Annotated in this window: 20 protein-coding genes, 1 pseudogene and 1 riboswitch; of the genes and pseudogenes, 13 read left to right on the top strand and 8 right to left on the bottom strand. The window is 54.9% G+C overall.

Features of this window, described 5'->3' with window-relative positions:
- Nucleotides 1-56 precede the first annotated feature (56 nt).
- Nucleotides 57-3,788, bottom strand: a complete 3,732-nt coding sequence (locus tag IEY11_RS07430; protein ID WP_188886206.1) for a phosphoribosylformylglycinamidine synthase — start codon at nt 3,786-3,788, stop codon at nt 57-59.
- Between the two features lie 445 nt (nt 3,789-4,233).
- On the opposite strand from IEY11_RS07430, the gene rpe reads away from it, so the two are divergent.
- From rpe to IEY11_RS07410, 4 genes are all read left to right on the top strand, one after another.
- Complete coding sequence (gene rpe, locus IEY11_RS07425; protein WP_117750831.1) at nt 4,234-4,917, top strand: ribulose-phosphate 3-epimerase; 684 nt, start codon at nt 4,234-4,236, stop codon at nt 4,915-4,917.
- Nucleotides 4,918-4,993: 76 nt separating this feature from the next.
- Nucleotides 4,994-5,791 (top strand): hypothetical protein, encoded by a 798-nt coding sequence (locus IEY11_RS07420; protein ID WP_118729817.1) that lies wholly within the window; start codon nt 4,994-4,996, stop codon nt 5,789-5,791.
- 564 nt (nt 5,792-6,355) lie between these two features.
- Nucleotides 6,356-7,330 carry an ROK family protein gene (locus IEY11_RS07415; RefSeq protein ID WP_188886205.1) on the top strand — a complete coding sequence of 325 codons (975 nt, stop codon included), beginning with the start codon at nt 6,356-6,358 and terminating at the stop codon, nt 7,328-7,330.
- Nucleotides 7,327-7,944, top strand: coding sequence for an HAD family hydrolase (locus IEY11_RS07410; RefSeq protein ID WP_118729818.1), 618 nt, complete (start codon nt 7,327-7,329; stop codon nt 7,942-7,944). The genes IEY11_RS07415 and IEY11_RS07410 overlap by 4 nt, the downstream gene beginning before the upstream one ends.
- 127 nt (nt 7,945-8,071) lie before the next feature.
- Here IEY11_RS07410 and ftsH read toward each other — a convergent pair whose 3' ends face one another.
- The 3 genes from ftsH to IEY11_RS07395 form a co-directional block, all read right to left on the bottom strand.
- Nucleotides 8,072-9,910, bottom strand: coding sequence for an ATP-dependent zinc metalloprotease FtsH (ftsH, locus tag IEY11_RS07405; protein ID WP_188886204.1), 1,839 nt, complete (start codon nt 9,908-9,910; stop codon nt 8,072-8,074).
- The gene (locus tag IEY11_RS07400) at nt 9,907-10,362 is read right to left on the bottom strand and encodes a MarR family winged helix-turn-helix transcriptional regulator (protein ID WP_188886203.1); all 456 of its coding nucleotides are present in this window, start codon (nt 10,360-10,362) and stop codon (nt 9,907-9,909) included. Before IEY11_RS07400 ends, ftsH begins: the two co-directional genes overlap by 4 nt.
- A 163-nt stretch (nt 10,363-10,525) precedes the next feature.
- Entirely contained in the window at nt 10,526-10,867 is a 342-nt protein-coding gene (locus IEY11_RS07395; RefSeq protein ID WP_158575149.1) for a phenylpyruvate tautomerase MIF-related protein, read from the bottom strand.
- A gap of 256 nt (nt 10,868-11,123) precedes the next feature.
- Between IEY11_RS07395 and IEY11_RS07390 the strand changes: the two genes are divergently transcribed.
- Nucleotides 11,124-12,110: an alpha/beta fold hydrolase gene (locus tag IEY11_RS07390; RefSeq protein WP_188886202.1), complete on the top strand. Its 987-nt coding sequence runs from the start codon at nt 11,124-11,126 to the stop codon at nt 12,108-12,110.
- A 46-nt stretch (nt 12,111-12,156) separates the two neighbouring features.
- Here IEY11_RS07390 and IEY11_RS07385 read toward each other — a convergent pair whose 3' ends face one another.
- The gene (locus IEY11_RS07385) at nt 12,157-13,365 is read right to left on the bottom strand and encodes an MFS transporter (RefSeq protein ID WP_188886201.1); all 1,209 of its coding nucleotides are present in this window, start codon (nt 13,363-13,365) and stop codon (nt 12,157-12,159) included.
- 262 nt (nt 13,366-13,627) lie between these two features.
- A complete protein-coding gene (locus IEY11_RS07380; protein WP_118480144.1) occupies nt 13,628-15,070 on the bottom strand; it encodes a nicotinate phosphoribosyltransferase in 1,443 nt (480 codons plus the stop codon).
- A 252-nt stretch (nt 15,071-15,322) separates the two neighbouring features.
- Between IEY11_RS07380 and IEY11_RS07375 the strand changes: the two genes are divergently transcribed.
- From IEY11_RS07375 to IEY11_RS07340, 8 genes are all read left to right on the top strand, one after another.
- Complete coding sequence (locus IEY11_RS07375) at nt 15,323-16,576, top strand: argininosuccinate synthase (RefSeq protein WP_188886200.1); 1,254 nt, start codon at nt 15,323-15,325, stop codon at nt 16,574-16,576.
- Between the two features lie 70 nt (nt 16,577-16,646).
- The gene (gene argH, locus IEY11_RS07370) at nt 16,647-18,041 is read left to right on the top strand and encodes an argininosuccinate lyase (RefSeq protein WP_188886199.1); all 1,395 of its coding nucleotides are present in this window, start codon (nt 16,647-16,649) and stop codon (nt 18,039-18,041) included.
- Entirely contained in the window at nt 18,031-18,951 is a 921-nt protein-coding gene (argC, locus tag IEY11_RS07365; RefSeq protein ID WP_118285805.1) for an N-acetyl-gamma-glutamyl-phosphate reductase, read from the top strand. The genes argH and argC overlap by 11 nt, the downstream gene beginning before the upstream one ends.
- Before the next feature lie 20 nt (nt 18,952-18,971).
- On the top strand, nt 18,972-20,180 hold the full coding sequence (gene argJ, locus IEY11_RS07360; RefSeq protein ID WP_188886198.1) for a bifunctional glutamate N-acetyltransferase/amino-acid acetyltransferase ArgJ: 1,209 nt from the start codon (nt 18,972-18,974) through the stop codon (nt 20,178-20,180).
- Between the two features lie 35 nt (nt 20,181-20,215).
- Complete coding sequence (argB, locus tag IEY11_RS07355; RefSeq protein WP_118761622.1) at nt 20,216-21,088, top strand: acetylglutamate kinase; 873 nt, start codon at nt 20,216-20,218, stop codon at nt 21,086-21,088.
- A 65-nt stretch (nt 21,089-21,153) separates the two neighbouring features.
- On the top strand, nt 21,154-22,335 hold the full coding sequence (locus IEY11_RS07350) for an aspartate aminotransferase family protein (RefSeq protein ID WP_118729826.1): 1,182 nt from the start codon (nt 21,154-21,156) through the stop codon (nt 22,333-22,335).
- Nucleotides 22,336-22,448: 113 nt separating this feature from the next.
- Nucleotides 22,449-23,363, top strand: a complete 915-nt coding sequence (argF, locus tag IEY11_RS07345; protein WP_188886197.1) for an ornithine carbamoyltransferase — start codon at nt 22,449-22,451, stop codon at nt 23,361-23,363.
- 109 nt (nt 23,364-23,472) lie between these two features.
- A riboswitch (FMN riboswitch) is annotated at nt 23,473-23,604 on the top strand.
- Nucleotides 23,605-23,692: 88 nt separating this feature from the next.
- The gene (locus tag IEY11_RS07340) at nt 23,693-24,304 is read left to right on the top strand and encodes an ECF transporter S component (RefSeq protein ID WP_110436750.1); all 612 of its coding nucleotides are present in this window, start codon (nt 23,693-23,695) and stop codon (nt 24,302-24,304) included.
- A gap of 211 nt (nt 24,305-24,515) precedes the next feature.
- On the opposite strand, the pseudogene IEY11_RS07335 reads toward IEY11_RS07340, so the two are convergent.
- Both IEY11_RS07335 and IEY11_RS07330 read right to left on the bottom strand, forming a co-directional pair.
- Nucleotides 24,516-25,708 (bottom strand): annotated as a pseudogene (locus IEY11_RS07335) (IS256 family transposase).
- A 132-nt stretch (nt 25,709-25,840) separates the two neighbouring features.
- The coding region (locus tag IEY11_RS07330) for an IS3 family transposase (RefSeq protein WP_188886196.1) at nt 25,841-26,487 on the bottom strand (647 nt) is incomplete at its 5' end.

Here is a 26,487-nt window from a genome sequence, read left to right as displayed (position 1 = left end):
TCGCTTTATTTATTGATAGGAAAGCGCCCTCGTTGAGGGCGCTTTCTGCACAGGCTTTACTTAAAGTATTTCACGCCGTTTGCAAACAGCGGCTGATACTTTTCGCCGTAGATATTCTTGCCGACGAACGGGCTGTAACGCTCGGTATGACCCATCTTGCCGAGCACACGGCCGTCCGGAGAGGTGATACCCTCGATGGCGCACATGGAGCCGTTCGGGTTCCACGCGATGTCCATTGACGGGTCACCGTTCAGATCGGTGTACTGGAACGCTACCTGACCGTTCTTGATCAGGTCGTCGATGACGTTCTGCGGTGCCACGAAGCGGCCCTCGCCGTGAGAGAATGCGATGGAGTGCAGGTCGCCGACATTGCAGGAGGACAGCCACGGAGACTTGACCGACGCAACACGGGTGGTAGCGTAGCGGCTCTGGTGGCGGCCGATGAGGTTGAAGGTCAGCGTCGGGTCGTCGCCGGTCATCTCGTCACGGATTTCGCCGTAGGGAACCAGACCAAGCTTGATGAGCGCCTGGAAGCCGTTGCAGATGCCGAGCATCAGACCGTCGCGCTTGTTCAGCAGCTCGTGGATGCTATCCTTGATGCCTGCGTCGCGCAGGAAGGACGCAATGAACTTACCGGAACCGTCCGGCTCGTCACCGCCGGAGAAGCCGCCCGGCAGGATAACCATCTGCGCCTTACGGATGGAGTTTTCGAGCTGCTCAGCGCTCTCGCGGAGGGCATCCGCGGAGAAGTTGCGGACTACGACGATCTCAGCTGCGCCGCCTGCATTCTCAACCGCACGGGCGGTGTCGTACTCGCAGTTGGTGCCGGGGAATACCGGAATAACCGCCAGCGGCTTTGCGTTCTTGACCGCCGGAGCGGAAACATTGCGCTCGGTGAAGGAAACCTTGGTCAGATGCTCGTCGGAAGCAGCCGCCTTGGTCGGGAACACGCTCTCGAGCTTGCCCTCGAAGGCATTCGTCAGCTCGTCGATGGTGACGGACTCATCGGCAACCGTGATCTTCTCATCGTCGGTGGTATAGCCGACCAGCCAGTAAGCCGGGAGTTCGGATGCGGCTTCGATCAGGATGCCGCCGAAGTTCTTGAGGTACAGCGCGTCAGACGGGAAGGAATCGTCCATCTTAAAGCCAATTTTGTTGCCGAGCGCCATTTTGCACACGCCCTCAGCGATACCGCCGGTGGACAGCGCCCACGCGGAAACCGCCTTGCCGGACGCAATCAGGTTTGCGACCTCGTTCCACATGAACTTGAGCGTGGTGTAATCCGGCGTGCCGTCCTGATTGTACGGTGAGTCGAAGAAGTAAACCGGATGGCCTGCCGCTTTGAACTCAGGAGAGATCAGGCGGGAAGCGTCCTGCGGCGCGATGGCGAACGAAACCAGCGTGGGCGGTACGTCCATATCGTCGAACGAGCCGCTCATGGAGTCCTTGCCGCCGATAGCTGCCAGACACAGGTTCTCCTGTGCGGTGTACGCGCCCAACAGGGCAGACAGCGGCTTGCCGAAACGCTTCGGGTCCTTGCCGAGACGCTCGAAATACTCCTGGAAAGTGAGGTATGCGGTCTCAAAGTCACAGCCGGCAGCAACCAGCTTAGCTACAGACTCGATTACCGCGGAAGAAGCACCGAGATACGGGTTCTGCTCGGTGAAGTAGGGGTCAAAGCCGAATGCCATGACAGAGGCGGTTTCGCATTGACCGTTCAGTGCCGGCATGGTAGCCGCCATGACCTGCGTCGGGGTCAGCTGATACTTGCCGCCGAAGGGCATGAATACCGAGCTTGCACCGATGGAGCCGTCGAAACGCTCGACCAGACCGCGCTCGAGGCAGATGCCGAGGGTAGAGGCGTGGTTCAGCAGCTTTTCCTTTTCGGAATTGCCTGCCGGAGCGCAGGAGATGGACGGAGTCGGCAGTGCGCCAACCTCTGCGTCAACGTGCTTGGAGCAGCCATTGGTGTTGAGGAAATCACGGGAAACATCCACGATCTTAACACCGTTCCAGGTCATGCACAGGCGGTTCTTGTCGGTAACGGTGGCTACGACAACAGCCTCGATATTCTCCTTGGCCGCAGCCGCAATGAACGCATCGACGTCCTTTGCGCGGACAACGACAGCCATGCGCTCCTGCGACTCGGAGATGGCCAGCTCGGTGCCATCCAGACCGTCGTACTTCTTCGGTACAGCGTTCAGGTCGATGTCCAGACCGTCGGCCAGCTCGCCAATGGCAACCGAAACACCACCCGCGCCGAAGTCGTTGCAGCGGCGGATCATGCGGGTGACATTGCCGTCACGGAACAGACGCTGAATCTTGCGCTCCTCAGGCGGATTGCCCTTCTGTACCTCAGCACCGCAGGTCTCAAGGGACTCCTCAGTGTGCTTCTTAGAGGAGCCGGTAGCGCCGCCGCAGCCGTCACGGCCGGTCTTGCCGCCGAGCAGGATGACGATGTCGCCCGGCTCGGGTACCTCGCGGATGACGTTCTCCAGCGGAGCCGCACCGACAACAGCGCCGATCTCCATGCGCTTTGCGACATAGCCCGGGTGGTAGATCTCGTGTACGAGGCCGGTCGCAAGGCCGATCTGGTTGCCGTAGGAGGAGTAGCCCGCAGCAGCGGTCTGGCACAGCTTGCGCTGCGGCAGCTTGTGCTCGAGGGTTTCAGAGAGCGGCACGGTCGGGTCGCCCGCGCCGGTTACGCGCATTGCCTGATAAACGTAGGAGCGGCCGGACAGCGGGTCGCGGATCGCACCGCCGAGGCAGGTAGCAGCGCCGCCGAACGGCTCGATCTCGGTCGGGTGGTTGTGGGTCTCGTTCTTGAACATGAGCAGCCAGTCCTCGTAGTGACCGTTCACGAGTGCCTTCACCTTAATGGAGCAGGCGTTGATCTCCTCGGACTCGTCGATATTCTTCAGGTAGCCACGCTTTTTGAGCACCTTAGCCGCAATCGTACCCATGTCCATCAGCGTAACCGGGCGCTTGGCAGCCTTTTCCTCGCCGTAGACCTCCACGCGGGCAGCCATGTAGCGGTCAAATGCGTCCTGCACCATCTGATCTTCGAACTTTACGTCATCGATCTGGGTGAGGAAGGTGGTGTGGCGGCAGTGGTCGGACCAGTAAGTATCGACCATGCGAACCTCGGTGATGGTCGGGTCGCGCTTTTCGGTGTCGCGGAAGTAGGTCTGCAGGAACTTGAGGTCGTCCAGATCCATCGCCAGACCCATATTATGCAGCAGCTCAGAGAGAGCCGTCTCGTCCATGTGAGTAAAGCCGACAACCGATGCCACGCTGGTCGGGATAGCGTACTCTACCTTGAGGGTTGCAGGCTTAGCCATCGAAGCCTCGCGGGTGTCTACGGGGTTAATCAGATAACCGCGGATCTTGTCCATGTCCTCAGCAGTGAGCTCGCCTTCCAGAACGTAGATTTTAGCAGCGGCAACGGTCGGGCGTTCGCCGCCGGTGAGCAGCTGGATGCACTGTGCGCAGGAATCGGCGCGCTGATCGAACTGACCGGGCAGCGGCTCTACCGCAAGGATGGTGTGAGCGCCTTCCGGACGGGGGAAGTCCTCGTCGTAGCACACATCAGCCATAGGCTCGGAGAATACGATGCCCTTTGCCTTCTCGTAGGTCTCAGGTGCAAGTCCCTCTGCGTCGTAGCGGCAGAGATAGCGCACATGAGTCAGGTTTTTGATTTCCAACAGGTCGTGCAGGCTGGAGAACAGGCTGCGTGCTTCGACATCGAAGCCGTTTTTTTTCTCGGAATAACAACGATTGACGCTCATGATCGTGTTCGCTCCTTTATTGCATGATACATCTATTCTACCTTTTTCACGCAGATAAATCAATCGGTGAGGGCGACAAAATATTGTTGATTTCGATGGAGAAGTTTTCTATACCGTTAGAACAAATTAGTAATCAGGAATTAGCAAACGGTAATTGACGGTGTGGTGCAGCCTTCTTCTGGGGATAGCTCATTAAAAACGGAAACCGCAGGATGTGACAAGCTGCAGCAGTGGGAAGAAGATGAAACCGTGAGGTGATCTCCACTCCTCACTCTTTTCTTTCAATTTCCAAAGAGGTGTGATATAATGTAAGTCAAGAGGAGGGCGACTGTACATGTCGCCCTCGTATTCAAAAAGACGGCGCCGTGCAAACCGGTTGAACACACAGGCGCGTCTGGTATCAAATTATGCCGCGGAACACTCTGCGGTTACAGGAGGAACTGTTATGGAAATCAAGCTCTCACCGTCTATTCTGTCCGCAGATTTTGCAAATCTTGCACGCGATATTAAAATTGCCACCGATGCCGGTGCGGAATACGTTCACGTTGACGTTATGGACGGTCACTTCGTGCCGAATATCACCATCGGCGCTCCGGTGGTTAAGGCGCTGCGCAAGGCGACCGACAAGGTGCTCGATGTACATCTAATGATCTCGGACCCCGATCAGTATCTGGACGACTTCATCAAGGCCGGCTCGGATATCATCACCGTACACTACGAGTCCAACGGTGATACGCTTGAGCAGCTGAAGAAAATCCGCGCAGCCGGTGTCAAGGCAGCCTGCGTTATCAAGCCGAAAACCCCCGCTGAGGTGCTGTTCCCGCTGCTGCCGTACTGCGATATGGTGCTCATCATGACCGTTGAGCCGGGTTTTGGCGGTCAGGGCTTTATCCCGGAGTGCATGGACAAAATCAAGGCTGTCCGCGCGGAAATCCAGAAGAACGGCTATAAGTGCGAGCTGGAGATCGACGGCGGCGCAAAGCTGAACAATACCGCTGACATCGTAGCCGCCGGTGCAGACGTTATCGTTGCAGGTTCTGCCGTGTTCGGCGGTGACATTGCAGCCAATGTCAAGGGCTTCCATGAGGTGTTCAAAGAAGGCGCAGCCAAGGCAGCCTGGAGCAAGTAATCATATAAGTGTGAACAACCCCCAATCGTTAGCCTGTCTGACCGTTGGGGGTTTTCTAATAGAGATGAGGGATAAAATGAACGAACTGACAAAGCGAATCGTTTCGTGTGTGCTGCTGATGATGATCGGACTCGGGTGCTTTTTCGGTATCTCGGGATGGCAGTCCTCACCGGAGACGCACCGGACGAGCATTGAATACTTAAACGAAAAACAGGCGACTGTGATGAAGCTGACTGCGGCTTCCACGGCAGCGTCCGCAGCTGTTTCGGCTCTGCCGGGAGACACAGGCAGCGCCATCGCGGAAAAGCTGGCTGATCTCACGTCGGATTTTCTGATCGTGCTGTGTGCCATTATGTTAGAGAAATATCTGCTCACCATTACCGGATACGCGGTTTTCCGGTTTATTTTACCGGCAGCGTGCGTGCTGCTCATCGTCCGTCAGTTCCGCAGCAGTGAGATTCTGGCGAAACTCGCATTCAAGCTGGCGCTGTTCGGCATGGCGGTTTGGCTGGCTGTTCCGGGCGGCATCACAGTATCGCGCATGATCGAGGCCACCTATGAAACCTCTCTGTCGCAGACCATTGAGGACGCGCAAAGTGCAGCGGATGATATCGATACCAGTGCGGGTTCGGACTCGGATTCAGACAGCGAAAAGAACGGTTTCTGGTCGGATATCACGTCCTCGGTGCAGAATGCGGTCTCCGGTGTGACGGAAAAGTTTGAAAAACTGCTCAGCAATGTTATGGAGGCACTCGCCGTGCTAATCGTTACCTCGTGTGTGCTGCCAGTGCTCGTACTGCTGTTCCTGCTGTGGATTGTGAAAATGCTCACCGGGATTGACTTCAATCTGCCGAAGCGGAAATCAACGGTGTAATTAAGAGTGGAGATCGGATAGTAAAGATGACGTAGCGATTTACCCTTCTTCACATGATTCTATCTTGTTATTAAAGGTATACCATAGGGGACGCTGGCTTTGCACATCGCCGCTAACCCATCTGCATAGACCTAACCGCTCGGGAGACCATTGGTCTCCCGAGCAACATAAACTCAAACACTTCCTAAAGGGAGTGACAAACGTGGGTTTCAAATATTGTCAGACCTGCAAGGTCAATCCGCCTCAAACCGGCAGCTGTAGGACCTTGTTAAAATAATAAAACCGCCTGAAAAGGCGGTTTTGGTTTTATTGTGTATTAGCTATGGTAAATTAATGTTGCGGGTGTTATTTTACGCTGTGTTTCATCTGGTATATGCATACGCCTGCATTTACAACAGCCGCCAATGGGTGGAATAGAAAGGACAATATTACGCAGCAAATAAACCCTCACATCAATTCCTAACGCTTAATTACTAATTCAGCATTGACAGAACCGCCCACAGAGGATATACTGTATGTAGAAATTAACATACTATTAAAAAGTATTTTGAAAAGAGGTGCACCATGGCAGACACAGGAAAACTCAAGCGGGAGAACACAGCTCTGCTCCGGCAGGCGATGCAGCACGGCTCTGCCGGCAAGAACGATCTTGCGCGGCTGACACATCTCAGCTTTCCGACCGTCAGCCGCATTGTGGATGAGATGGTCGAGCGCGGAGAAGCGCAAGAAATCGGCACGGCAGCCTCCACTGGCGGACGCTGCGCCATGCAGTACCGGCTGAACCCGCAGTACCGGCTGTTCCTGTGTCTGCGGCTGGAGCAGGACACGCTGCACTGGTTTGTGTGCGACCTCGACGGTACACCGCTCGAACAGGAACAGCAGACCTGCTCCGGCGATGTGCGCGAATTTCTCGACACGCTTCTGATGCGTGTTAGGGCGCGTTACCCGCGGCTTGCAGCGGTGATGCTCGGCTTTGCCGGAACAATGCATAACGGCATCGTCACCGAGAGTTTCGGCTACCCTGAGCTGCGGGGCGTAAGCCTTAGTGCGTATCTTCACGATAAAACCGGTCTGCCGTGCATGGCGGCTCGTGATATGCAGGTCGGGGCTGCAGGCTACGCGGCGCAGTACACGCCCGCACCGAAAGCCGCTGTGTGCATTTACATCGGCAAGCTGGGTGCAGGCGCAGGTATCGTGCTGAACGGAAAGGTCTGGGGCGGTGCCGCAGGCTTTGCCGGCGAACTGCATTATCTTCCAATCGAACACAATCTCGAATACGCGCAGAATCACTTTGCAGGCGCGGATATAAGCGACTATTTCACCAAGGTCATCTGCGGCTGTGCGGCGCTCATCAATCCGGACAGGGTGGTGCTGTATGCCGATTCCCGTCTGACCGATAAGGCAGCGCGGATACGCGAAAGCTGTGCGCAGGCGCTGCCGGAGCAGGCTATGCCGACCATAGAGCTGTCTCAGTCCTTCGAGCAGGACTATACCCGAGGGTTATTTACCTTGGCGAAAAAGATGGAGGAAACCACATGAAATACTTTGTTTTTGACATTGACGGCACGCTGATCGACTCCTCAAAGGTAGATCAGTGGGCCATGCGCACTGCACTTGCCGAGTTCGGCTATGAGTTCACCTACGAGCAGCTGATCTTCTCCTTCGGTATGCCCGGCAGACGCGCATTGGCGAAATTAGGCATTCCGGCCGAGCGGGTTGAGCCAATCATGGCTCGCTGGGAAGCGCTGGCGTATGACCGTCTGGACGAAATCCCGATGTACGACGGCATTCCCGAAACGATAGAGGAACTCAGAAAATCCGGCTGTTCGTGTGGCATTGTCACCTCGCGGACACGTTTGCAGCTCAAGCAGGGGATTGAACCCATTGGCTTCACGCCGTGGTTTGATGAGATCATCTGTGCGGATGATGTCGAGCATCCCAAGCCTGCGCCGGACGCTCTGCTCGAGTGTCTGCGTCGGTTCGGCTGTAAACCCGAGGACGCCGTCTATATCGGTGACAGCGAATATGATATGCAGTGCGCGAAAAGTGCAGGCGTCAAGAGCGTCCTCGCCCTGTGGGGGTGCTCCGAGGCGGAGAAGTTAATGTCGGATATGAGGTTTGAACATCCGGCAGAGATTCTGTCGCTTAGATAAATATAATTGTATATGCTTAGGGGCGGACCAATGTGTCCGCCCTCTCTTTCTGGTCTGTTCCTTGTTGTGGGTATAGGCAAAAAGAAACCCTTCCTCATTACGAGAGAGGGTTTCCTTTTGTACAGATTTACTCGGATTTATGCAGCAGATCCATAAATTCTTCGCCGGTGATGGTTTCTTTTTCCAGAAGGAAGTGCGCCAGACGGTGCAGGGCATCCATATTATTCTGCAGGATGCCGATGGCCTTCTCATGCGCGGTCTTGACGGTGGCAATCACTTCCTCATCAATCTTCGCAGCGGTCTCCGCCGAGCAAGCGAGCGCGGTATCGCCCGACAAATACTGATTCGTCACGGTTTCGAGCGCAACCATATCGAACTTGCGGCTCATGCCGTAGCGCGTGATCATCGAGCGCGTCAGCTTGGTGGCCTGCTCGATGTCGTTGGATGCACCGGTGGTAATCGAGCCGAAAATCAGCTCCTCGGCTGCACGGCCGCCGGTGAGCGTTGCCACCTTGTTCAGCAGCTCGTCCTTGCTCATCAGATTGTGCTCGCCCTCATCCACCTGCATGGTGTAGCCGAGTGCACCCGAGGTGCGCGGCACAATGGTAATCTTGGTGACAGGCGCGGAGTCGGTCTGCTTGGCAGCCACCAGTGCGTGACCAATCTCGTGATATGCAACGATCTCCTTCTCCTTGGCGCTGAGTACGGCGTTCTTGCGCTGCGCACCAGCAATGACGGTCTCAACGCTCTCATCCAGATCAGCCTGAATGACGCTGTTTCGTCCCAGACGAACGGCACGCAGAGCCGCCTCGTTGATAATGTTGGCAAGGTCAGCACCGGAAGCGCCGGAGGTTGCGCGGGCAATCGAGTTGAAGTCGATATTGCCGGACATGTGAACATCCTTAGCGTGCACCTTCAAAATTGCGATACGACCCTGCAGATCGGGCAGCTGCACCGGAATGCGGCGGTCAAAACGGCCCGGACGCAGCAGAGCCGGGTCAAGCGACTCCGGACGGTTGGTCGCCGCCAGAATAACGACGCCCTTGGTGCCGTCAAAGCCGTCCATCTCGGTCAGCAATTGGTTGAGCGTCTGCTCGCGCTCGTCGTTGCCGCCCATGCCTGCGCCGTCGCGCTTTTTACCGATGGTATCAATCTCGTCGATGAACACGATGCACGGTGCTTTTTCGCTGGCCTGCTTGAATAGATCGCGTACCTTGGCCGCGCCCATGCCGACGAACATTTCGACGAACTCCGAGCCGGAAATCGAGAAGAACGGCACATGCGCTTCGCCGGCAACGGCTTTCGCCAGCAAGGTCTTGCCGGTGCCCGGAGGGCCGACCAGCAGTGCGCCCTTGGGCAGCTTCGCGCCGATGGAGGCGTATTTGCCCGGGTTGTGCAGGAAGTCCACGATCTCGGTGAGGGCCTCCTTGGCTTCATCCTGACCGGCGACATCAGCAAAGGTCTTGCCGGTCTCGGTCTCGGCGTAAATCTTGGCGTTGGATTTGCCGAAGCTCATCATGTTGCCGCCCATGTTCTTCATCATCTTTTTCTGCAGCCATTGACCGACCGCGATAATGAGCACAATTGGCACAACGTAGCTGATGAGCATGCTCAGCAGGGGAGAGGTCTGGGTCGGGATCTCAGCGGCAAATTTAACATTGGCCCCCAGCAGACGGCCGACCAGCTCGTCATCCGGGAAGATACCGGTCTTGTAGAGCGCGTCCTTGCCCTTGTCGTTCTTGGCCTCGAAGGTGATCTCCTGGTTCTGCTTGTCATAAGCGATGGTCTCGACCTGACCCTTGTCCACCATGGAGATGAACTCGTCGTAGCCGACCTCGGTCACCTGCCGCTGCAGCAAGCTCGGAAACAGCAGCCAGTTGAGCATCATAAGCACGAGCAGCATGACAGCATAATAGAAGATCAGCGGTTTTTTGGGATTTTTTGCCCCGTTGGGGTTGTTATTCATGTGAGTTTCGTCCTTTCGAGTAAATCGTTGAGGTTTCGCTGCATTTTCTGCATCACACTGCACAGGGTCTGCATTTCCTGCTCGGAGATACCCTGCTGCAGTGTCAGCGCAAAGGTTTCGCAGCGGTGATGGAGCGCTTTGGCGGCAGCGTGTCCTTCATCAGACAGGTGCAGGTGCACCAGACGGCGGTCGTTCCCGTCGCGCACGCAGTAGAGCAGACCGCGCCTCTGCAGTCCGTCTACGCTGCGCGTCACCAGCGGCTTAGAAACGTTCCACGCCTGTGCAATGACAGTTGCGGTGTCCTGCTCGGGCGCGTTGCGGTACAGAAACAGCAGCACGAACATCTCATTTGGCGTAAAGCCGCAGTTTTCGGTCAGCTCGCGGAAGCAGCTGCGGTACAGCTGACCCGCGTGGAACGCATCGGCGGCAAAATCATGGGGAGAGCCGGGCATGCGGTGTCCTCCTTTCGGCAAACGGTTTACTTGTAAACTATAATAGACCGAAAGCGAGCGAACGTCAATCGTCCAAATGTGAACATTCTGAAAATTCAGGCATTCTCAATTCTTCATCCGAAACAAAAAAGACGCCGAGAAACTCTCAGCGTCTTTCTGCGGTTTACTTCATGGTACCGCGGGTGCCCCAGTTGGAGAACTCGGAGTACGTCAGGTAAATGCTGTCATCGTGCAGACCGGTGTGCAGCTCGACAGCATCAAACAGTGCTTCGGTCAGTGCCTTCTTGTTCTCAAACTCGGTCGAACCGTAGCAGCGAACATCAACGTACGCCAGCTTGCGCTTCTCGCCTGCAAAGTACATGGTGTGGTTATCGGAGATGTCAACCATCAGAGCAGCCTCGGTCTTGCCCGGAATCAGGGAGATCTTCTGGCCGATGGTCTTCTTCAGCTCGTCCTTCTGCTCGTCGGACAGGGCCTTGGAGGTGGTAACAGCAATATACGGCATGGGTATATCCTTCTTTCTTTTGAATTGGGCAATACAGCACTGCCCGTGATTTATTTTATTGTAGCACATCGGTCGCTGTTTGCGATATCGTAATCCTGCATAATTTGCAGTCGGGAAAGGTATTTAAAAATCAGCAATTTTTGACAGTGCATTTTTAAATGAACTGTGAACTTTATCAAAAAACAGGTGCACGATAAGTGAATTTGTGGTATAGTATTAACAGCAAAGAAGTACAGTCCATGATCGGGTGTTGTATATGAATATCAAGTGTACGCAAAATATTTACAAAAGTGCTAATGGTGTTTCCAATGTCACCTATTATATTCTTGTTCCCGAAGGAGTAGAGGTGCGCGGTATCGTGCAGCTGTCTCACGGCATGTGCGAGTATTTTTCGCGCTACACCGCGTTTGCGAAGTATCTCTGCGGACTGGGCTTCATTGTCTGCGGAAACGATCATATCGGACACGGAGCATCGGTCTCACGCACGGCGGATCTCGGTTTTTTTGCCGCCCGTGACGGTTGGAAGTATCTTGTTGAGGATGTCAAGCACCTGACCGACCTGATGCAGCGCCGCTATCCCGACCTGCCGTATTTCCTGCTCGGGCACTCGATGGGTTCGCTGATCGCACGGCTGTACCTGCTCGATTACGGAGAGAAGCTGTCCGGCTGCATTCTTATCGGAACAGTCGGCCCGATCGCTGCCTCCGGCAGCATCGTACATCTTGCGGATTCGGTAGCGCGCTCGCGCGGCATCACCTATCGCAGCGGACTGCTGTCCAATCTGGTGTTCAAGGGCTTCAACAGGAAAATCAAGCAGCCGAAAACCGTGTTTGACTGGCTCAGCCGCGATGAGGCGGTCGTGTCGCTCTATCAGTCGGATGAAAAGTGCAATTTCGTGTTCACCGCGACCGGATTCCGCGACCTGTTTACGCTCATCACCAAGGCGAACAATCCGGTGACCTTCCGAAAAACACCGAAGGACCTGCCGCTGCTGTTCATCTCGGGTGATAAGGACCCGGTTGGGCGGTACGGTGAGGGTGTGCGCCGTACGGTCAATCTGTACCGCGGCAACGGCGTGAAGAATATCGAGGTCATCTTTTATAAGGATGCGCGCCACGAGGTGCTCAACGAGCTTGACAGACTTGAAACCTTCGGAGATATTTCCCGTTGGCTGGAGACACACCTTGACGCAAGAGCTGCAAGGCAGGCTGTCGAGCAGGAGCCGGAAACGGCAGCGGAATAAAAATAAAACCTCTCTCAAAACGCTTGAGAGAGGTTTTTTGTGCTTTTTAGGCGCGGGAGACCGCCTTGCTATGCTGTCTGCCCTTGAAATACCGTGCATTGAGCACTGCCGAGACAACGAGCAGCACGCCTGCGATCAGCAGGGTAGCAAAACCCCAGCGGATACCCGCACGGTTGGCAGCGATGCCGATCGCAGCCGGAGCTATAGCTGCGCCGAAGCCGTTAAGTGTAACATAAATGCCCATGGATGCCGGATAGCGCGAGAACAAATCTCCGGCATTGGCCACCGTTGTGCCGTACATGCCGGACATGCACAGACCCAGACCAATCGTCGCAACGGTGAGAATCGGCAGCGTGGTTCCGGTGACGAGCAGCACGAGGAACGCCGCTACGCCGAAGCACATGACCGTGATCATCTGCCACGGACGGAACTTCGCAGCGATCACGCTGCACGAGAAGCGGCCGATCAGCAGCGAAACCCACAGCAGGGAAGTGATGATCTGCGCAGCGTCTGCGGCGAGCACGCCGGAATCAATGTAAAAGCTGGTCAGCCAGCCCATCATGGAAGCCTCAACAGCCTCGTAGAAAAAGCAGAGCGCTGTGCACAGCCAGAACAGCTTTTCGCGGAAAAAGCCGTAATCGGTTGCGGATTTCTGCTCGGTTTTCGTGGATTTATCGTCATCCATCTTCATAAACAGACCGAAGATAAACGAAGCCGTCAGCAGTACAATGGAAATCTCGAGCGCAAGACGCCAGCCGTTGTCACCGCCCAGCTTATGGCAGGCGAGTACGGCCAGCGGCGCCACACACGCACCAAATGCATACGCCGCGTGCATCATGTTGAGCGGGGTCGCGCTGCCGTTCGCGTATTCGCTCATTACGCGGTTGTTGTAATCCGTGATAGCGCCCTTGGAAATGCCGGTCAGGAACATGGCCGCCAGCAGCCAGACCGGCGAGCCGTTGGTTAACAGCATGACAAAGCCGACCGCGAATACATAATATAGGATGAGGTACGCGCGTTTGAGTCCCCATTTGATGGCGGCCAGACCGGACAGCAGGCCGATGCCGAGATAGCCGATCGACTGTGCGGACAGCAGCGTGCCGCCGATCTGGTAATCCAGCGCGTAGGCCGCGCGTAAATCCGGCAGCACAGAGCCGAGCATGATGGAGCTCAGCCCCTGTGCGAAATAAACGAGAAGCAGTTCCGCGACAACATAGCGCTTGCTGCGGCTCAGCGAGGATAGAAATGCTTTCATTGGTGTATCCCTTCAATTTGTGTGGAATATGCGGTTTTTTTGACCGCGATTATTAGTATAATCTCCTGTGGTGCGATGTACTACTAAATTCTTGCGATTTACATCTGCGAAAAGATAGCGTGTTTCTGCGAAAAACTGCTGAAACAGGCTACATGAGCGAAATCCTGTGTAGGGATGCTCACAGCTTTTATACAATCTTGCGATTGGGCGCAAAGAAACAGCGAACCACTATATTATGGTTCGCTGTCTGCGAATTTGCTTGTTAGATGCGGCAGGCTTCAAGAAGCTCGTTCTTGCAGCTCCACAGCTTTTTGGAGAGATCCACGAAGTAGGTCTGCGGATTTTCGAAACGCTTGATCTGATCCCACAGTGTATCGACCTCACGGATGCAGTACTTGCGGATGTCCTCAACATCCGGGCTGTTGTAAATGCACTTGCCGTGCTTGAACAGCTGTACGCGCAGCGGACGAACCGTATAATCGGTAACGATACGCTGCTTCCAGGTGTAGACCGGATGGAACAGTACATACGGCAGAGAAGCGTCGATCTGCTCATCGTGCACGGTGAGTACGTCGCCGAGCGCCTTGCCGGTCTTGTTGTCGAACAGGCGGTACACCTGCTTGAAGTGCGGTGTGGTGATCTTCTCGACGTTCTCGGAAACCTTGATCTTCGGGATGATCTCGCCGTTTTCGTCCTCAACGGCAGCCAGCTTGTATACGCCGCCGAATACCGGCTCGGACTTGGAGGTGATGAGTCGCTCGCCGATGCCGAACGAGTCTACGCGGGCACCCTGCACGAGCAGGTCGCGCACCAGATACTCATCGAGCGAGTTGGACGCCATGATCTGCATATCCTCGAAGCCTGCGGCATCGAGCATTTTGCGGGCCTCGATAGAAAGGTAAGCGATATCGCCGGAATCCAGACGGATGCCGCGTGCGCGGATGCCCTTCTCTGCTTCCAGTTCCTTGGCGACACGGATTGCGTTCGGCACACCGGACTTGAGTACATTATAAGTGTCAACCAGGAATACGCAGTTATCCGGATAAATATCCGCATAAGCCTTGAAGGCTTCGTACTCGCTGTCAAACATCTGCACCCAGGAGTGCGCCATCGTACCGCCGGCCGGAATCTTGTAGTCACGGTCGGACAGAACGCAGGCCGTGCCCTGACAGCCGCCGATGTAGGCAGCGCGGGCACCGAGGATAGCACCGTCGTAGCCCTGTGCCCGGCGGGAGCCGAACTCAAGTACGGTACGGCCCTCTGCTGCACGCGTGATGCGGTTTGCCTTGGTGGCGATCAGGGTCTGGTGGTTGATGGTCAGCAGGATCATGGTTTCGACAAACTGTGCCTGGATCATCGGACCGGCCACCGTTACGAGCGGCTCACCGGGAAATACCGGCGTACCCTCGGGTACGGCCCATACGTCGCATTCAAACTCAAAATCGCGCAGATAATTGAGGAAGGACTCCGAGAAGCACTTGCGGTTGCGAAGATATGCAATATCCTCTTCGGAAAAATGCAGGTTATTGAAGTATTCAATCAGCTGTTCCACGCCTGCCATGATGGCATATCCGCCGCCGTCCGGTACACGGCGGAAGAACATATCGAAGTATGCGCGGCGGTTGCCGATACCCTTTTCGAAGTATCCGTTCGCCATCGTAAACTCGTAAAAGTCAGTGAGCATGGTTAAATTTCTTTCGGTCATTGCGGAAAACGCCCCTTTGCGCACCATTTTTTGTGCGCTTTTATTCATTCCGTGCAATCTGTCTTGACACAGTGCATTTATAATATAATAGTACGTTTTTACAGAAAGTGCAAGCATTATTTATCAAATTCAAATTCATAGTATGCATAAATATACAATGGAGAAAATAATTATAAATTTTGCTTGCCAAATGAGTATGGCGGTAGTATAATAAAACCATCGAAAAAAACGCAGAATGCGAGGTCGAAAAACATGGAAAAGAAATATAACAAAGTTGTTCTGGCATATTCCGGCGGTCTGGATACTTCGGTACTCATTCCGTGGCTGAAGGAGCATTACGGCTGTGAGGTTATCGCGGTTTCCGGCAACGTCGGTCAGGGCACCGAGCTGGACGGTCTGGAGGAGAAGGCGCTCAAGACCGGCGCGTCCAAGCTGTACATCGAGGATCTGACCAAGGACTTCGTTGATGACTACATCATCCCGACCATGAAGGCGGGCGCAACCTACGAGCAGTACCTGCTGGGAACCTCGTTCGCTCGTCCGATCATCGCAAAGCGTATTGTTGATATTGCACTGAAGGAAGGCGCTGACGCGATCTGCCACGGCTGCACCGGCAAGGGCAACGATCAGGTTCGTTTCGAGCTGGCTATTCATGCATTTGCACCGCAGATGGACATCATTGCTCCGTGGCGTTTCTGGGAGCTGAATAGCCGTGAGAAGGAGATCGAGTATGCGGAAGCGCACAACATTCCGCTGAAGATCAACAAGGAGACCAACTACTCCAAGGATAAGAATCTGTGGCACCTCAGCCATGAGGGTCTGGATCTCGAGCTGCCGTCCAACGAAGCACCGATCAACAAGCCGGGCTTCCTCGAGCTGGGCGTTTCCCCGGAAATGGCTCCGGACAAGCCGACCTATGTTACCATTCATTTCGAGAAGGGCGTTCCGACCGCAGTTGATGGCGAGAAGCTCGAGTCCGTTGCCCTGATCGAGAAGCTGAACACGCTCGGCGGCGAGAACGGCATCGGTATCCTCGATATCGTTGAGAACCGTCTGGTCGGTATGAAGAGCCGCGGTGTTTATGAGACTCCGGGCGGTGCGATCCTGTACGCAGCACATGCAAAGCTGGAGGAGATCACCCTCGACAAGGAGACCGCACATTATAAGAATCAGGTTGCTCTCAAGTTCGGCGAGCTGGTTTACAACGGCCAGTGGTACACGCCGCTGCGCAAGGCGCTCTCTGCATTTGTTGACTCCACCCAGGAGACCGTTACCGGCGATGTTAAGCTGAAGCTGTACAAGGGCAACATCATCCCGGCTTCCGTAACCTCTCCGTACAGCCTGTACTCCGAGGATATGGCAACCTTTAACGAGGATGACTGCTACGATCAGGCCGATTCTGCAGGCTTCATCAACCTGTTCGGTCTGCCGCTCAAGGTTCGTGCCCTGAACGATCAGATCCTGTACAAGAAGACCGGTGAGCATTTCCCGTCTGTTGAAAAGTAAGTAAAAGAAATCATAGGGCGGCACGCCCGTCGTGTGCCGCCCTATGAGTGTTTTGTGAGGTAACATAAATATGGCAAAATTATGGGCAGGACGTTTCCAGAAGGAAACCGATCTGGTGGTAAACGACTTTAACTCTTCCATCCTGTTTGACTGCCGCTTATATAAGGAAGATATCACCGGCTCTATCGCGCACGCTACCATGCTGGGTAAGCAGGGCATCATCGAGGAGCATGAGGCCGAAAAGATCGTCGAGGGTCTTAAGGGCATTCTGAAGGATATCGAGGACGGCAAGGTTGAGTTCTCGCTCGATTACGAGGACATCCACATGAACGTCGAGCAGCTGCTGACCGAGCGCATCGGTGATACCGGCAAGCGTCTGCACACCGGCCGTTCGAGAAACGATCAGGTTGCACTTGATATGCGTCTGTACGTCAAGAAGGAGATCAAGGAGATCATCAAGCTGATCCTCGGCTTTATGAAGGCGCTGACTGTAAAGAGCCGTGAGAATCTCGATGCGGTTATGCCGGGCTACACCCATCTGCAGCGCGCACAGCCGACGACCTTTGCACATTATATGATGGCGTATGCCAACATGCTCAAGCGCGACGTATCCCGCCTGCAGGATTGCTACGAGCGCATGGACGAAATGCCGCTCGGCTCGGGTGCATTGGCTTCGACCACTTATCCCATCGACCGCGACTTCGTTCGTCAGCAGCTTGGCTTTGCCCGCCTGACCGACAACTCGCTCGACGGCGTATCCGACCGTGACTACTGCGTGGAACTGCTCTCCGCGCTGTCCATCCTGATGATGCATCTGTCCCGTCTGTCCGAGGAAATTATTTCGTGGTGCTCGTGGGAGTTTAAGTTTGTCGAGCTGGACGATGCGTACTCCACCGGCTCGTCCATCATGCCGCAGAAGAAGAACCCGGACGTCTGCGAGCTGATCCGCGGCAAGACCGGCCGTGTTTACGGTGCGCTGACCACCATGCTGACCGTACTCAAGGGTCTGCCGCTGGCGTATAACAAGGATATGCAGGAGGACAAGGAGGCTGTATTCGGCGCGATCGACACCGTAAAGCAGTGCCTTGAGGTATTTACGCCGATGTTCTCCACCATGACGCTGCGCCGCGACAACATGCGCAAGGCAGCCTCCCGCGGCTTTATCAACGCAACCGACTGCGCCGACTACCTGACCAAGAAGGGTGTTCCGTTCCGCGATGCGTACAAGACGGTCGGCCGTCTGGTCAACCAGTGTATCAAGGCCGATGAGACCCTCGAGACCATGACCATGCGCGACTTTGCAGCAATTTCCAACAAGTTCGGCGACGACGTATACGACGCACTCGACCTGCGCACCTGTGTTGCTGAGCGTAAGGTCATCGGCGGCCCGGCTCCGCAGGAAGTAACCCGCCAGATTGATAAAATTGACAAGTTCATCGCGGAGGTTGAGGACGATGAAGCCTAAAATTTACATCGACGGCAAAGAGGGCACGACCGGTCTCCAGATTTACGAGCGCCTCGGCGGCCGCGACGACATCGAGCTGCTGCTCATCGATGAGGATAAGCGCAAGGACACCGAGGAGCGCCGCAAGTTCCTCAATGCAGCCGACATTGCGTTTCTGTGCCTGCCGGATGCGGCGGCGAAAGAGGCGGTTTCGCTCATCGAGAATGATACCACCCGTGTCATCGATGCATCGACCGCGCATCGCACCGACCCGGACTGGGATTACGGCTTTGCCGAGCTTTCCAAGGCGCACCGCGAAGCCATCAAGAACTCCAAGCGCGTTGCCAATCCGGGCTGCCACGCAAGCGGATTTATTTCCTCGGTTTACCCACTGGTAGCAAACGGTATCATTGCCGAGGACACCGCGCTCACCTGTGCTTCGCTGACCGGTTACTCCGGCGGCGGCAAGAAAATGATCGCGGAGTATCAGGACGAGAACCGCGATCCGCGACACGATTCCGAGCGCATTTACGGTCTGAACCTGCACCATAAGCACCTGCCGGAGATGGGCTACATCTGCGGTCTGACGCAGGCGCCGGTGTTCGTGCCAATCGTAGGTGACTTTTACAAGGGTATGGCCACCACAGTTATGCTCCCGGGCGTAGATGCACATCTCGTGCATGCGACGCTCACCAGGCACTACGAGGGTCAACAGCTTGTCACCGTGGCGCCGTTCGGCGGTGAAGAGCCGATGATCTACGCCAACACACTGGCTGGTCACGACAGCCTCAAGCTGATCGTCTGCGGCCACGAGGAGCAGACCATTGTCACCGCACTGTTTGACAATCTCGGCAAGGGCGCTTCGGGCGCTGCCGTGCAGAATATGAATATCATGCTCGGTCTGGATGAAACGACCGGCTTAAACCTCTGATTTCAGCAGGGAGAATTATTATGAAAATTATCGAAGGCGGCGTTTGCGCCGCAAAGGGCTTTAAGGCGGGCAGTGTGCGCTGCGGCGTCAAGGAAAGCCGCACGAATGACGATACCGCAATCATTTTCAGCGAATGCGAATGCACCGCGGCTGCCACCTACACGATGAACCGCGTCAAGGCGGCTCCGCTGTATGTTACCATGGAGCATCTCGAGGACGGCGTAGCACGCGCGATCGTCGCCAATGCGGGCAACGCGAACGCCTGTGCACCGGACGGTATGGAGAACGCTCGCCGTATGGCGCAGGCAGCGGCCAAGCTGCTCGGCGTAGCCGAAACCGATGTTGCCGTTGCATCCACCGGTGTGATCGGTCAGCGCCTCAACATCGAGTGCATCGAGGAGCACCTGCCGGAACTGGTTCTGGAGGACAACGCCTCCGAGAAGGCAAATCGCGCCATCATGACCACCGACACCAAGCCCAAGACTGCGGCTGTTGAGTTCACCATCGGCGGCAAGACCTGTCGCATCGGCGGCATCTGCAAGGGCAGCGGCATGATTCATCCGAACATGGGCACTATGCTGTCCTTCATCACGACTGACTGCGCCATCACGCATGAAATGCTGACTGATGCACTTCAGGAGAACGTAAAAAAGACCTACAACCGTGTAACGGTTGACGGCGACACCTCCACCAACGATATGTGCATCGTGCTCGCAAACGGCATGGCAGGCAATACACTCATCGAGTGGCAGGACGAGGAATATCAGGCGTTCTGCAAGGCACTCAACGAGGTCAACACCCGCCTGGCACGCCAGATCGCCGCAGACGGCGAAGGTGCAACCAAGCTGGTTACCTGCACCGTTAAGAACTCCCGCTCCGAGGAAGCAGCTGAGCGACTGGCCAAGGCCGTTGTCGGCTCCAATCTTGTCAAGGCGGCCATGTTCGGCGCAGATGCAAACTGGGGACGCGTGCTGTGTGCAATGGGCTACTCCAAGGCGCCGTTCCGTCCGGAGTACGTTTCTGTGGTGTTCGAGTCCGCTGCAGGCAGCGTAGCAGTCTGCGACAAGGGTGCTGCTCTGGATTTTGATGAAGATCTGGCGAAGAAGGTGCTCTCCGAGAACGAGGTTACCATTGCGGTTGATGTAAATGAGGGCGAGGACAGCGCTACTGCATGGGGCTGCGACCTTACTTACGATTATGTGAAAATTAACGGAGATTATAGAACGTAATCGCTGCTTATAACAGGATAAAGGAACGAATTAGTATGGATACTCAACTTGATGCGGAGCTGCGCGCCAATATTCTGGTCGAAGCACTTCCGTATATTCAGGAATATTACGGTCAGACCGTTGTCGTAAAATACGGTGGCAACGCAATGATCAACGAGGAGCTGAAGGACGCGGTCATCCACGATCTGGTACTGCTCAATCTGGTCGGCGTCAAGGTCGTTATCGTACACGGCGGCGGCCCGGAAATCAATGAAATGCTGGGAAAGATCGGCAAGGAGAGCAAGTTTGTCAACGGTCTGCGCTATACCGATCGTGAAACCATGGATATTGTCCAGATGGTGCTGTGCGGCAAGGTCAACAAGGACCTTGTAACCCTGATCGAGAAGGCAGGCGGCCGCGGCATCGGTCTCGGCGGCATGGACGGCGGCCTGTTTCAGGCGAAGCGCCTGACCGACCGCTCGGGTACGGATTACGGCTACGTCGGCGACATTATGGACGTAGACCCGGCTCCGGTTATCGATGTGCTGCAGCAGGGCTATATCCCGGTCGTTTCTACCGTTGCACAGGGCATCGACGATGAAACCAACTACAACATCAACGCTGATACCGCAGCCAGCAAGCTGGCAGTTGCACTCGGTGCAAAAAAGCTGATTCTGCTGACCGACGTACGCGGTCTGATGCAGGACATTAACGATCCGGACAGTGTCATTCACCGTCTCAAGGTGTCCGAGGTGCCGAAGCTGGTGCGCGACGGCATCATCAAGGGCGGCATGATCCCCAAGGTAGACTGCTGTGTTGAGGCAGTCCGCAAGGGCGTTGAGCGTGCCACCATTCTGGATGGCCGTGTCAAGCATTCGATTCTGATCGAGCTGCTTTCCAAGGTCGGCGCAGGCACTATGTTTCAGTAATTGAGAATTGAAAATGGAGAATGGAGAATGATTCGCTCCGTATCTCCGATAAAAGGTGATACCCTATGACTTACAATGAATTAAAAAGCGAAGAAAATAAATATGTAATGAACACCTATGGCCGTTTCCCGATTGCACTGGACCACGGCGAGGGTGCGACCCTGTGGGACGTTGAGGGCAAGAAGTACATCGACCTTGCTTCCGGCATCGGTGTAAACTGTCTGGGTTATGCCAATCCGGCAATCATTGACGCGATCGATAAGCAGGCGCACAAGCTGATGCATGTTTCCAACCTGTTCACCACCGAGCCGATGGTTCAGGTTGCCAAGAAGCTGGTAGAAAAGACACATCTGGGTGGCAAGGTATTCTTTGCCAACTCGGGCGCTGAGGCAAACGAGGGTGCCATCAAGCTGGCGCGCAAGTACTCGTTCGACAAGTATGGTGAGGGCCGCTTCAAGGTGCTGACGCTCATCAATTCCTTCCACGGACGTACCGTAACCACGCTGAAGGCCACCGGTCAGGAGCGTTTCCACAACTATTTCTTCCCGTTTACCGAGGGCTTTGATTACGCGGTTGCCAACGACATCAAATCGGTACGCGCAAAGGCGGATGATATGACCTGCGCCATCATGATGGAGCTGATTCAGGGCGAGGGCGGTGTTCTGCCGCTTGACCGCGAGTTCGTCAAGGAGGTAGAGAAGCTCTGCCGCGAGAAGGATATGCTGCTTATCATCGACGAGGTGCAGACCGGTATCGGTCGTACCGGCAGCCTGTTTGCCTTCCAGCAGTACGATATCAAGCCGGACGTTGTCACTATGGCAAAGGGTCTTGGCGGCGGCATGCCGATCGGCGCTGTCATGGCGGCGGATACCTGCTGCAACGTCCTGACGCCGGGCACGCACGCGACCACCTTCGGCGGTACGCCGATTGTCTGCTCCGCAGCAAACGTCGTGCTCGATACTGTCGGTGACGGCCAGTTCCTGATGAAAGTGCGCGAAAAGGGCGAGTACCTTCGCAACGGCATCCTGTCCCTTGGCTCGCCGAATATCAAGGGCGTGCGCGGCATGGGTCTCATGCTCGGCATCATCGTTGAGGAAGGAAAGCACTCCGTGTTTGCCAATAAGCTGATCGAAAACGGCGTTCTGGCGATCACCGCCGGCAAAAATGCCGTTCGTCTGCTCCCGCCGCTCACCATTTCGAAGGAAGAAATGGATGAAGCACTCGCTATCATGGCAAAGGTATTTTAATCAAAGGTCTTGACAATTAGTAATTAACGTGATTATCGTACTGGTGCAGCAGCACCCAAATAATTACTAACTACTAATTATTCATTGCTAATTTGCAGAAAGGGTTTATTACAATGAAGCATTTACTGAAGCTGCTTGACTGCTCCACCGAGGAGATCATCGGTCTGCTCGATCTGGCGGATCAGCTCAAGTATGAGAGAAAGCACAACATTTCCCATCGTCACCTGGAAGGCAAGAACCTTGGCATGATCTTCCAGAAGTCCTCCACCCGTACCCGCGTTTCCTTCGAGACCGGCATGTATCAGCTGGGCGGTCAGGCGCTGTTCCTGTCCAACCGTGATCTGCAGATTGGCCGCGGCGAACCGGTACAGGATACGGCCCGCGTGCTGAGCCGCTATCTGGACGGCATCATGATCCGCACCTATGAGCAGAAGGAAGTAGAGGATCTGGCAAACTACGGCTCTATTCCGATCATCAACGGTCTGACTGATTTCTGCCATCCGTGTCAGGTTCTGGCGGACCTCATGACCATCCGTGAGAAGTTTGCCGTTCTTGAGGGTCTCAAGATGTGCTACATTGGCGACGGCAACAACATGGCAAACTCGCTGATCGTCGGCGGCCTCAAGACCGGCATGAGGGTTTCCATCGCAACGCCGGTGGACTACCGTCCGGACGCTGAGGTTATGGCATTCGCAGAGCCGAACCCGAACTTCTTCATCACCGATGACCCGATGAAGGCTGCTGAGAACGCAGACGTTGTTATCACTGATACATGGGCGTCCATGGGACAGGAAGCCGAGAAGGAAGTCCGCATGAAGGCATTCCAGGGCTATCAGGTCAATGATGAGCTGCTGGCTGCTGCAAAGCCGGGCTGCATGGTGCAGCACTGCCTGCCGGCCTACCGTGAGCAGGAGATCACCACCAAGGTGTTCGAGGAGCACGCAAACGAAATTTTCGAGGAAGCAGAAAACCGCCTGCACGCACAGAAGGCCGTTATGGTTACTCTGATGAGCAGCAAGGAAGACTGATTTCTGATAAAAAGCCGCTTTCGCAAGGGAAGGCGGCTTTTATGTTTTTTCTTGCTGAAGTGTTGACAAGTCCTTTACTGGTGACTATAATAGCAATATAAATAAATCAGTTCTGTTTCAGGGCGGAGTGAAAGTCTCCACCGGCAGTATACAGGCTTCGAGCCTGATAGTCTGCGAGCCGCAAGGCATGATGGGTTAGAATCCCAACCGACGGTTATAGTCCGGATGAGAGAAACAGATGTACCTATCGCTACGTCTGTATGCCTCTGGAGCAATCCAGGGGTTTGTTTTATTTATGGAACAGGACTCCTGAAAGGGAGAAAACAGCAATGACCAAAACCAGCAAGATCACCTACACCGCAATTTTCGCGGCTATCGCAACCGTACTGATGTACTTTGAATTTCCGATTCCGTTCATGCCGCCGTTCCTCAAGGTGGATCTGTCCGGTGCAGTCGTGCTCATCGGTGCGTTTATTTTCGGCATCGCTCCGGCGATCACGATGATCGGCATCAAGGACATCATTCATCTGACCCAGACCCAGACCGGCGGCTCCGGTGAGGTCGCAGATTTCCTGATGCTTTCCACGCTCGTTGTTATTGCCGTGCTGCTGTACCGCGGTCACAAGAGCCGCAAGATGGCTGTCCTCGGCTGTGCAGCTGGCTCGGTTGCTATGGCGTGTGTCGGCATGTTGACCAACTATTTTCTTATCATTCCGTTTTATTCGCAGGTTATGCCGCTGCAGGCTATCTTTGATGCATGCAACGCGATCAACCCGTATGTGACCGGCATGCAGGGCTATCTGCTGCTCGGCGTTCTGCCGTTCAATCTCATCAAAGGCGCAATCCTGACTGCGATTACCATGCTTGCCTACAAGAAACTGAGCGTGTTCATCAAGTCCAAGCAGATCGAATTGCACCACTCCAGACAGCGTGTCGGCTAAGTAAAAAACGAAGGTGCTCTCCAGCAAACGGAGAGCACCTTTTTGTTCAATAATCGCAAACAGTGCGGTAACATCTATGATTTCGACAAAGATCTGTATACGAATTGACAAAATGCGTGGCCAAGATTATATCACATGCGTGCATCTAATAGACTCGGTCCCGTCAAGATTTGTGCGCAAAATTGTTTGCAGGTTCTCCGGCTGAGTGAAGTCAGCCGGCAATGAAGGCGTCGTCCAGCGCCGCCTCCGAGTACTTCATGTTCATATATTTTTTCTGCCCCACTGCGTGCCCGCCACATGGCGAAGCCGAGCGAAGACCAGCATCAGAGCAGAGTTGCCGTCAGGGAATGTTCCCACCACGCGGGTTCTGCGGCGGATTTCACAATTCAGCCGCTTGATCACATTGTTGGTGCGGATGCGCGTCCAATGCTCACTGGGAAAATCGCAGTAGGTCAGCGTCTCCTCAATGCCGTCCTCGACCTTCTTGGCAGCCTCCTTCAGCTTCATGGCGCGCAGTTCGGCAACGACTTCTTTAGCCTTCTCGCGGGATGTCTGTTTGCTCTCCCGGGCGTGGATCGCCTTGAGCATTTTTTACCACAATTTTGACCTTGGATTTAGGCACAACAGAGAAAACATTGCGATAGAAATGCACTGTGCAGCGCTGGTATTTGGCGTCCGGGAACACCTCGCCCACGGTCTCCAGCATCCCCATGCACTTGTCGCCGACGATGAGTTTTACGCCGTCCAAGCCGCGTCCGCGGAGCCACTGAAAGAAGCTGACCTAGCTGGCCTTATCCTCTTTCATTCCCTCGGCGGCGCCTAAAACCTCATGGAAACCGTCATCATTCACGGCGATTGCCACCAGAATGGCTACATTTTCATACTCTCCGCCCCAGTTGCGGCGCAGATAGATGCCGTCCACGTAGACATACGGATAGCGCCCGCCCTGCAAGGGGCGGTTGCGCCAGTCCTCGATGTGGACGTAGGCTTTCTTGTTCAACTCGCTGATGGTAGCGGGTGAAACCTTGCTGCCCCACAGGGTCTCGGTGATGTCCTCTACCCGGTGCACGGAAACACGCCTGCCAGGTACATCTCGATGAGGGCCTCCTCCACGCTGCTCTCCCGGCGGCGATACCGCTCGATGATGGCGGTCTCAAAGGACACACCCTTGAGATGAGGCACGTGGAGCGTGACGTCGCCAGAGGCGGTGGTGAGATTCCGGTCATAGTGGCCGCTGCGGTAGCCCTGACGGGCCTCGCTGCGCTCGTAGCGGGCAGCCTGTGTCAGGGACCCCGTCTCCTTTTCCAGCAGCTCATTCCGGGTTTCCTCCACGCTGCTGCGGACCAATTCCTTGTTTTTCCCCTTGATAATTTCCTCATTCAGCTGTACAATTCTCTCGGACATAGTTTGTTGTCTCCTTTCAGAATGGTGTGTGGTAACTTCCTTCTACCAGAGCCTGCAAGCTATGTCTTCTTTTATGCGGTTTTCAATTTGCGCAACTTATTGTACCTTAGGGGGTGCGGACAAAATCTTGGACTATGCCGATAGGCCGAGTTTTTGTCTATACTCCAGCGGACTAAGTCCACCAAGAGATATCTTAATTCGCTTTTCCCGATACCAAGCCATATAATCTTCGACTGTATGAATGAACTCCTCTATTGAAACGTTTAGCCAGGAAACCCCATAAAACATCTCGTTCTTCATTCGCCCAAAGAAACCTTCACAGGCTGAATTATCAGGCGAGCACCCTTTCTTGGACATGGATCGATGCAAATGCGCTGCTTCCATACGACTGATCCAGCCTGGCCAGCGATAGTGGCACCCACGATCCGTATGGACAACTGGGTGCTCTCCGACTTTTAGAAGAGAAATCGCTTTGTCCAGCATTCCGTTTGTCAACTCTGCGTTCGGGCTGATGCCAATGCTCCAACAAACAGGCATGCCATCAAAGCAGTCGATGATTGGCGAAAGATAAACCTTGCCTGCAGGGATTGCAAATTCCGTAATATCTGTCAGCCACTTTTCATTGGGACGATTTGCATGGAAATCCCGTTTTAGAAGATTGGGGACAGCTGGCGTGATTTCTCCCTGATAGGAACTGTAGCTTGTCTTCTTTCTGTTCACTCCCTGCACTCCTACTTGCTTCATAAGACGGCGAATTACCTTTTCGGATAGCCGCAAGC

Origin of the sequence: Butyricicoccus faecihominis, assembly GCF_014648015.1 — a bacterium.
In the GTDB taxonomy this organism is placed as follows: Bacteria; Bacillota; Clostridia; order Oscillospirales; family Butyricicoccaceae; genus Agathobaculum; species Agathobaculum butyriciproducens.
Note: the sequence above shows the minus strand (reverse complement) of the source record. Positions and strands in the feature narration are given on the sequence as shown.

Coding starts and splice junctions, on each gene's coding strand:
- IEY11_RS07430 (WP_188886206.1), bottom strand. CDS start 3,788: ATGAGCGTCAATCGTTGTTATTCCGAGAAAAAAAACGGCTTCGATGTC.
- rpe (WP_117750831.1), top strand. CDS start 4,234: ATGGAAATCAAGCTCTCACCGTCTATTCTGTCCGCAGATTTTGCAAAT.
- IEY11_RS07420 (WP_118729817.1), top strand. CDS start 4,994: ATGAACGAACTGACAAAGCGAATCGTTTCGTGTGTGCTGCTGATGATG.
- IEY11_RS07415 (WP_188886205.1), top strand. CDS start 6,356: ATGGCAGACACAGGAAAACTCAAGCGGGAGAACACAGCTCTGCTCCGG.
- IEY11_RS07410 (WP_118729818.1), top strand. CDS start 7,327: ATGAAATACTTTGTTTTTGACATTGACGGCACGCTGATCGACTCCTCA.
- ftsH (WP_188886204.1), bottom strand. CDS start 9,910: ATGAATAACAACCCCAACGGGGCAAAAAATCCCAAAAAACCGCTGATC.
- IEY11_RS07400 (WP_188886203.1), bottom strand. CDS start 10,362: ATGCCCGGCTCTCCCCATGATTTTGCCGCCGATGCGTTCCACGCGGGT.
- IEY11_RS07395 (WP_158575149.1), bottom strand. CDS start 10,867: ATGCCGTATATTGCTGTTACCACCTCCAAGGCCCTGTCCGACGAGCAG.
- IEY11_RS07390 (WP_188886202.1), top strand. CDS start 11,124: ATGAATATCAAGTGTACGCAAAATATTTACAAAAGTGCTAATGGTGTT.
- IEY11_RS07385 (WP_188886201.1), bottom strand. CDS start 13,365: ATGAAAGCATTTCTATCCTCGCTGAGCCGCAGCAAGCGCTATGTTGTC.
- IEY11_RS07380 (WP_118480144.1), bottom strand. CDS start 15,070: ATGACCGAAAGAAATTTAACCATGCTCACTGACTTTTACGAGTTTACG.
- IEY11_RS07375 (WP_188886200.1), top strand. CDS start 15,323: ATGGAAAAGAAATATAACAAAGTTGTTCTGGCATATTCCGGCGGTCTG.
- argH (WP_188886199.1), top strand. CDS start 16,647: ATGGCAAAATTATGGGCAGGACGTTTCCAGAAGGAAACCGATCTGGTG.
- argC (WP_118285805.1), top strand. CDS start 18,031: ATGAAGCCTAAAATTTACATCGACGGCAAAGAGGGCACGACCGGTCTC.
- argJ (WP_188886198.1), top strand. CDS start 18,972: ATGAAAATTATCGAAGGCGGCGTTTGCGCCGCAAAGGGCTTTAAGGCG.
- argB (WP_118761622.1), top strand. CDS start 20,216: ATGGATACTCAACTTGATGCGGAGCTGCGCGCCAATATTCTGGTCGAA.
- IEY11_RS07350 (WP_118729826.1), top strand. CDS start 21,154: ATGACTTACAATGAATTAAAAAGCGAAGAAAATAAATATGTAATGAAC.
- argF (WP_188886197.1), top strand. CDS start 22,449: ATGAAGCATTTACTGAAGCTGCTTGACTGCTCCACCGAGGAGATCATC.
- IEY11_RS07340 (WP_110436750.1), top strand. CDS start 23,693: ATGACCAAAACCAGCAAGATCACCTACACCGCAATTTTCGCGGCTATC.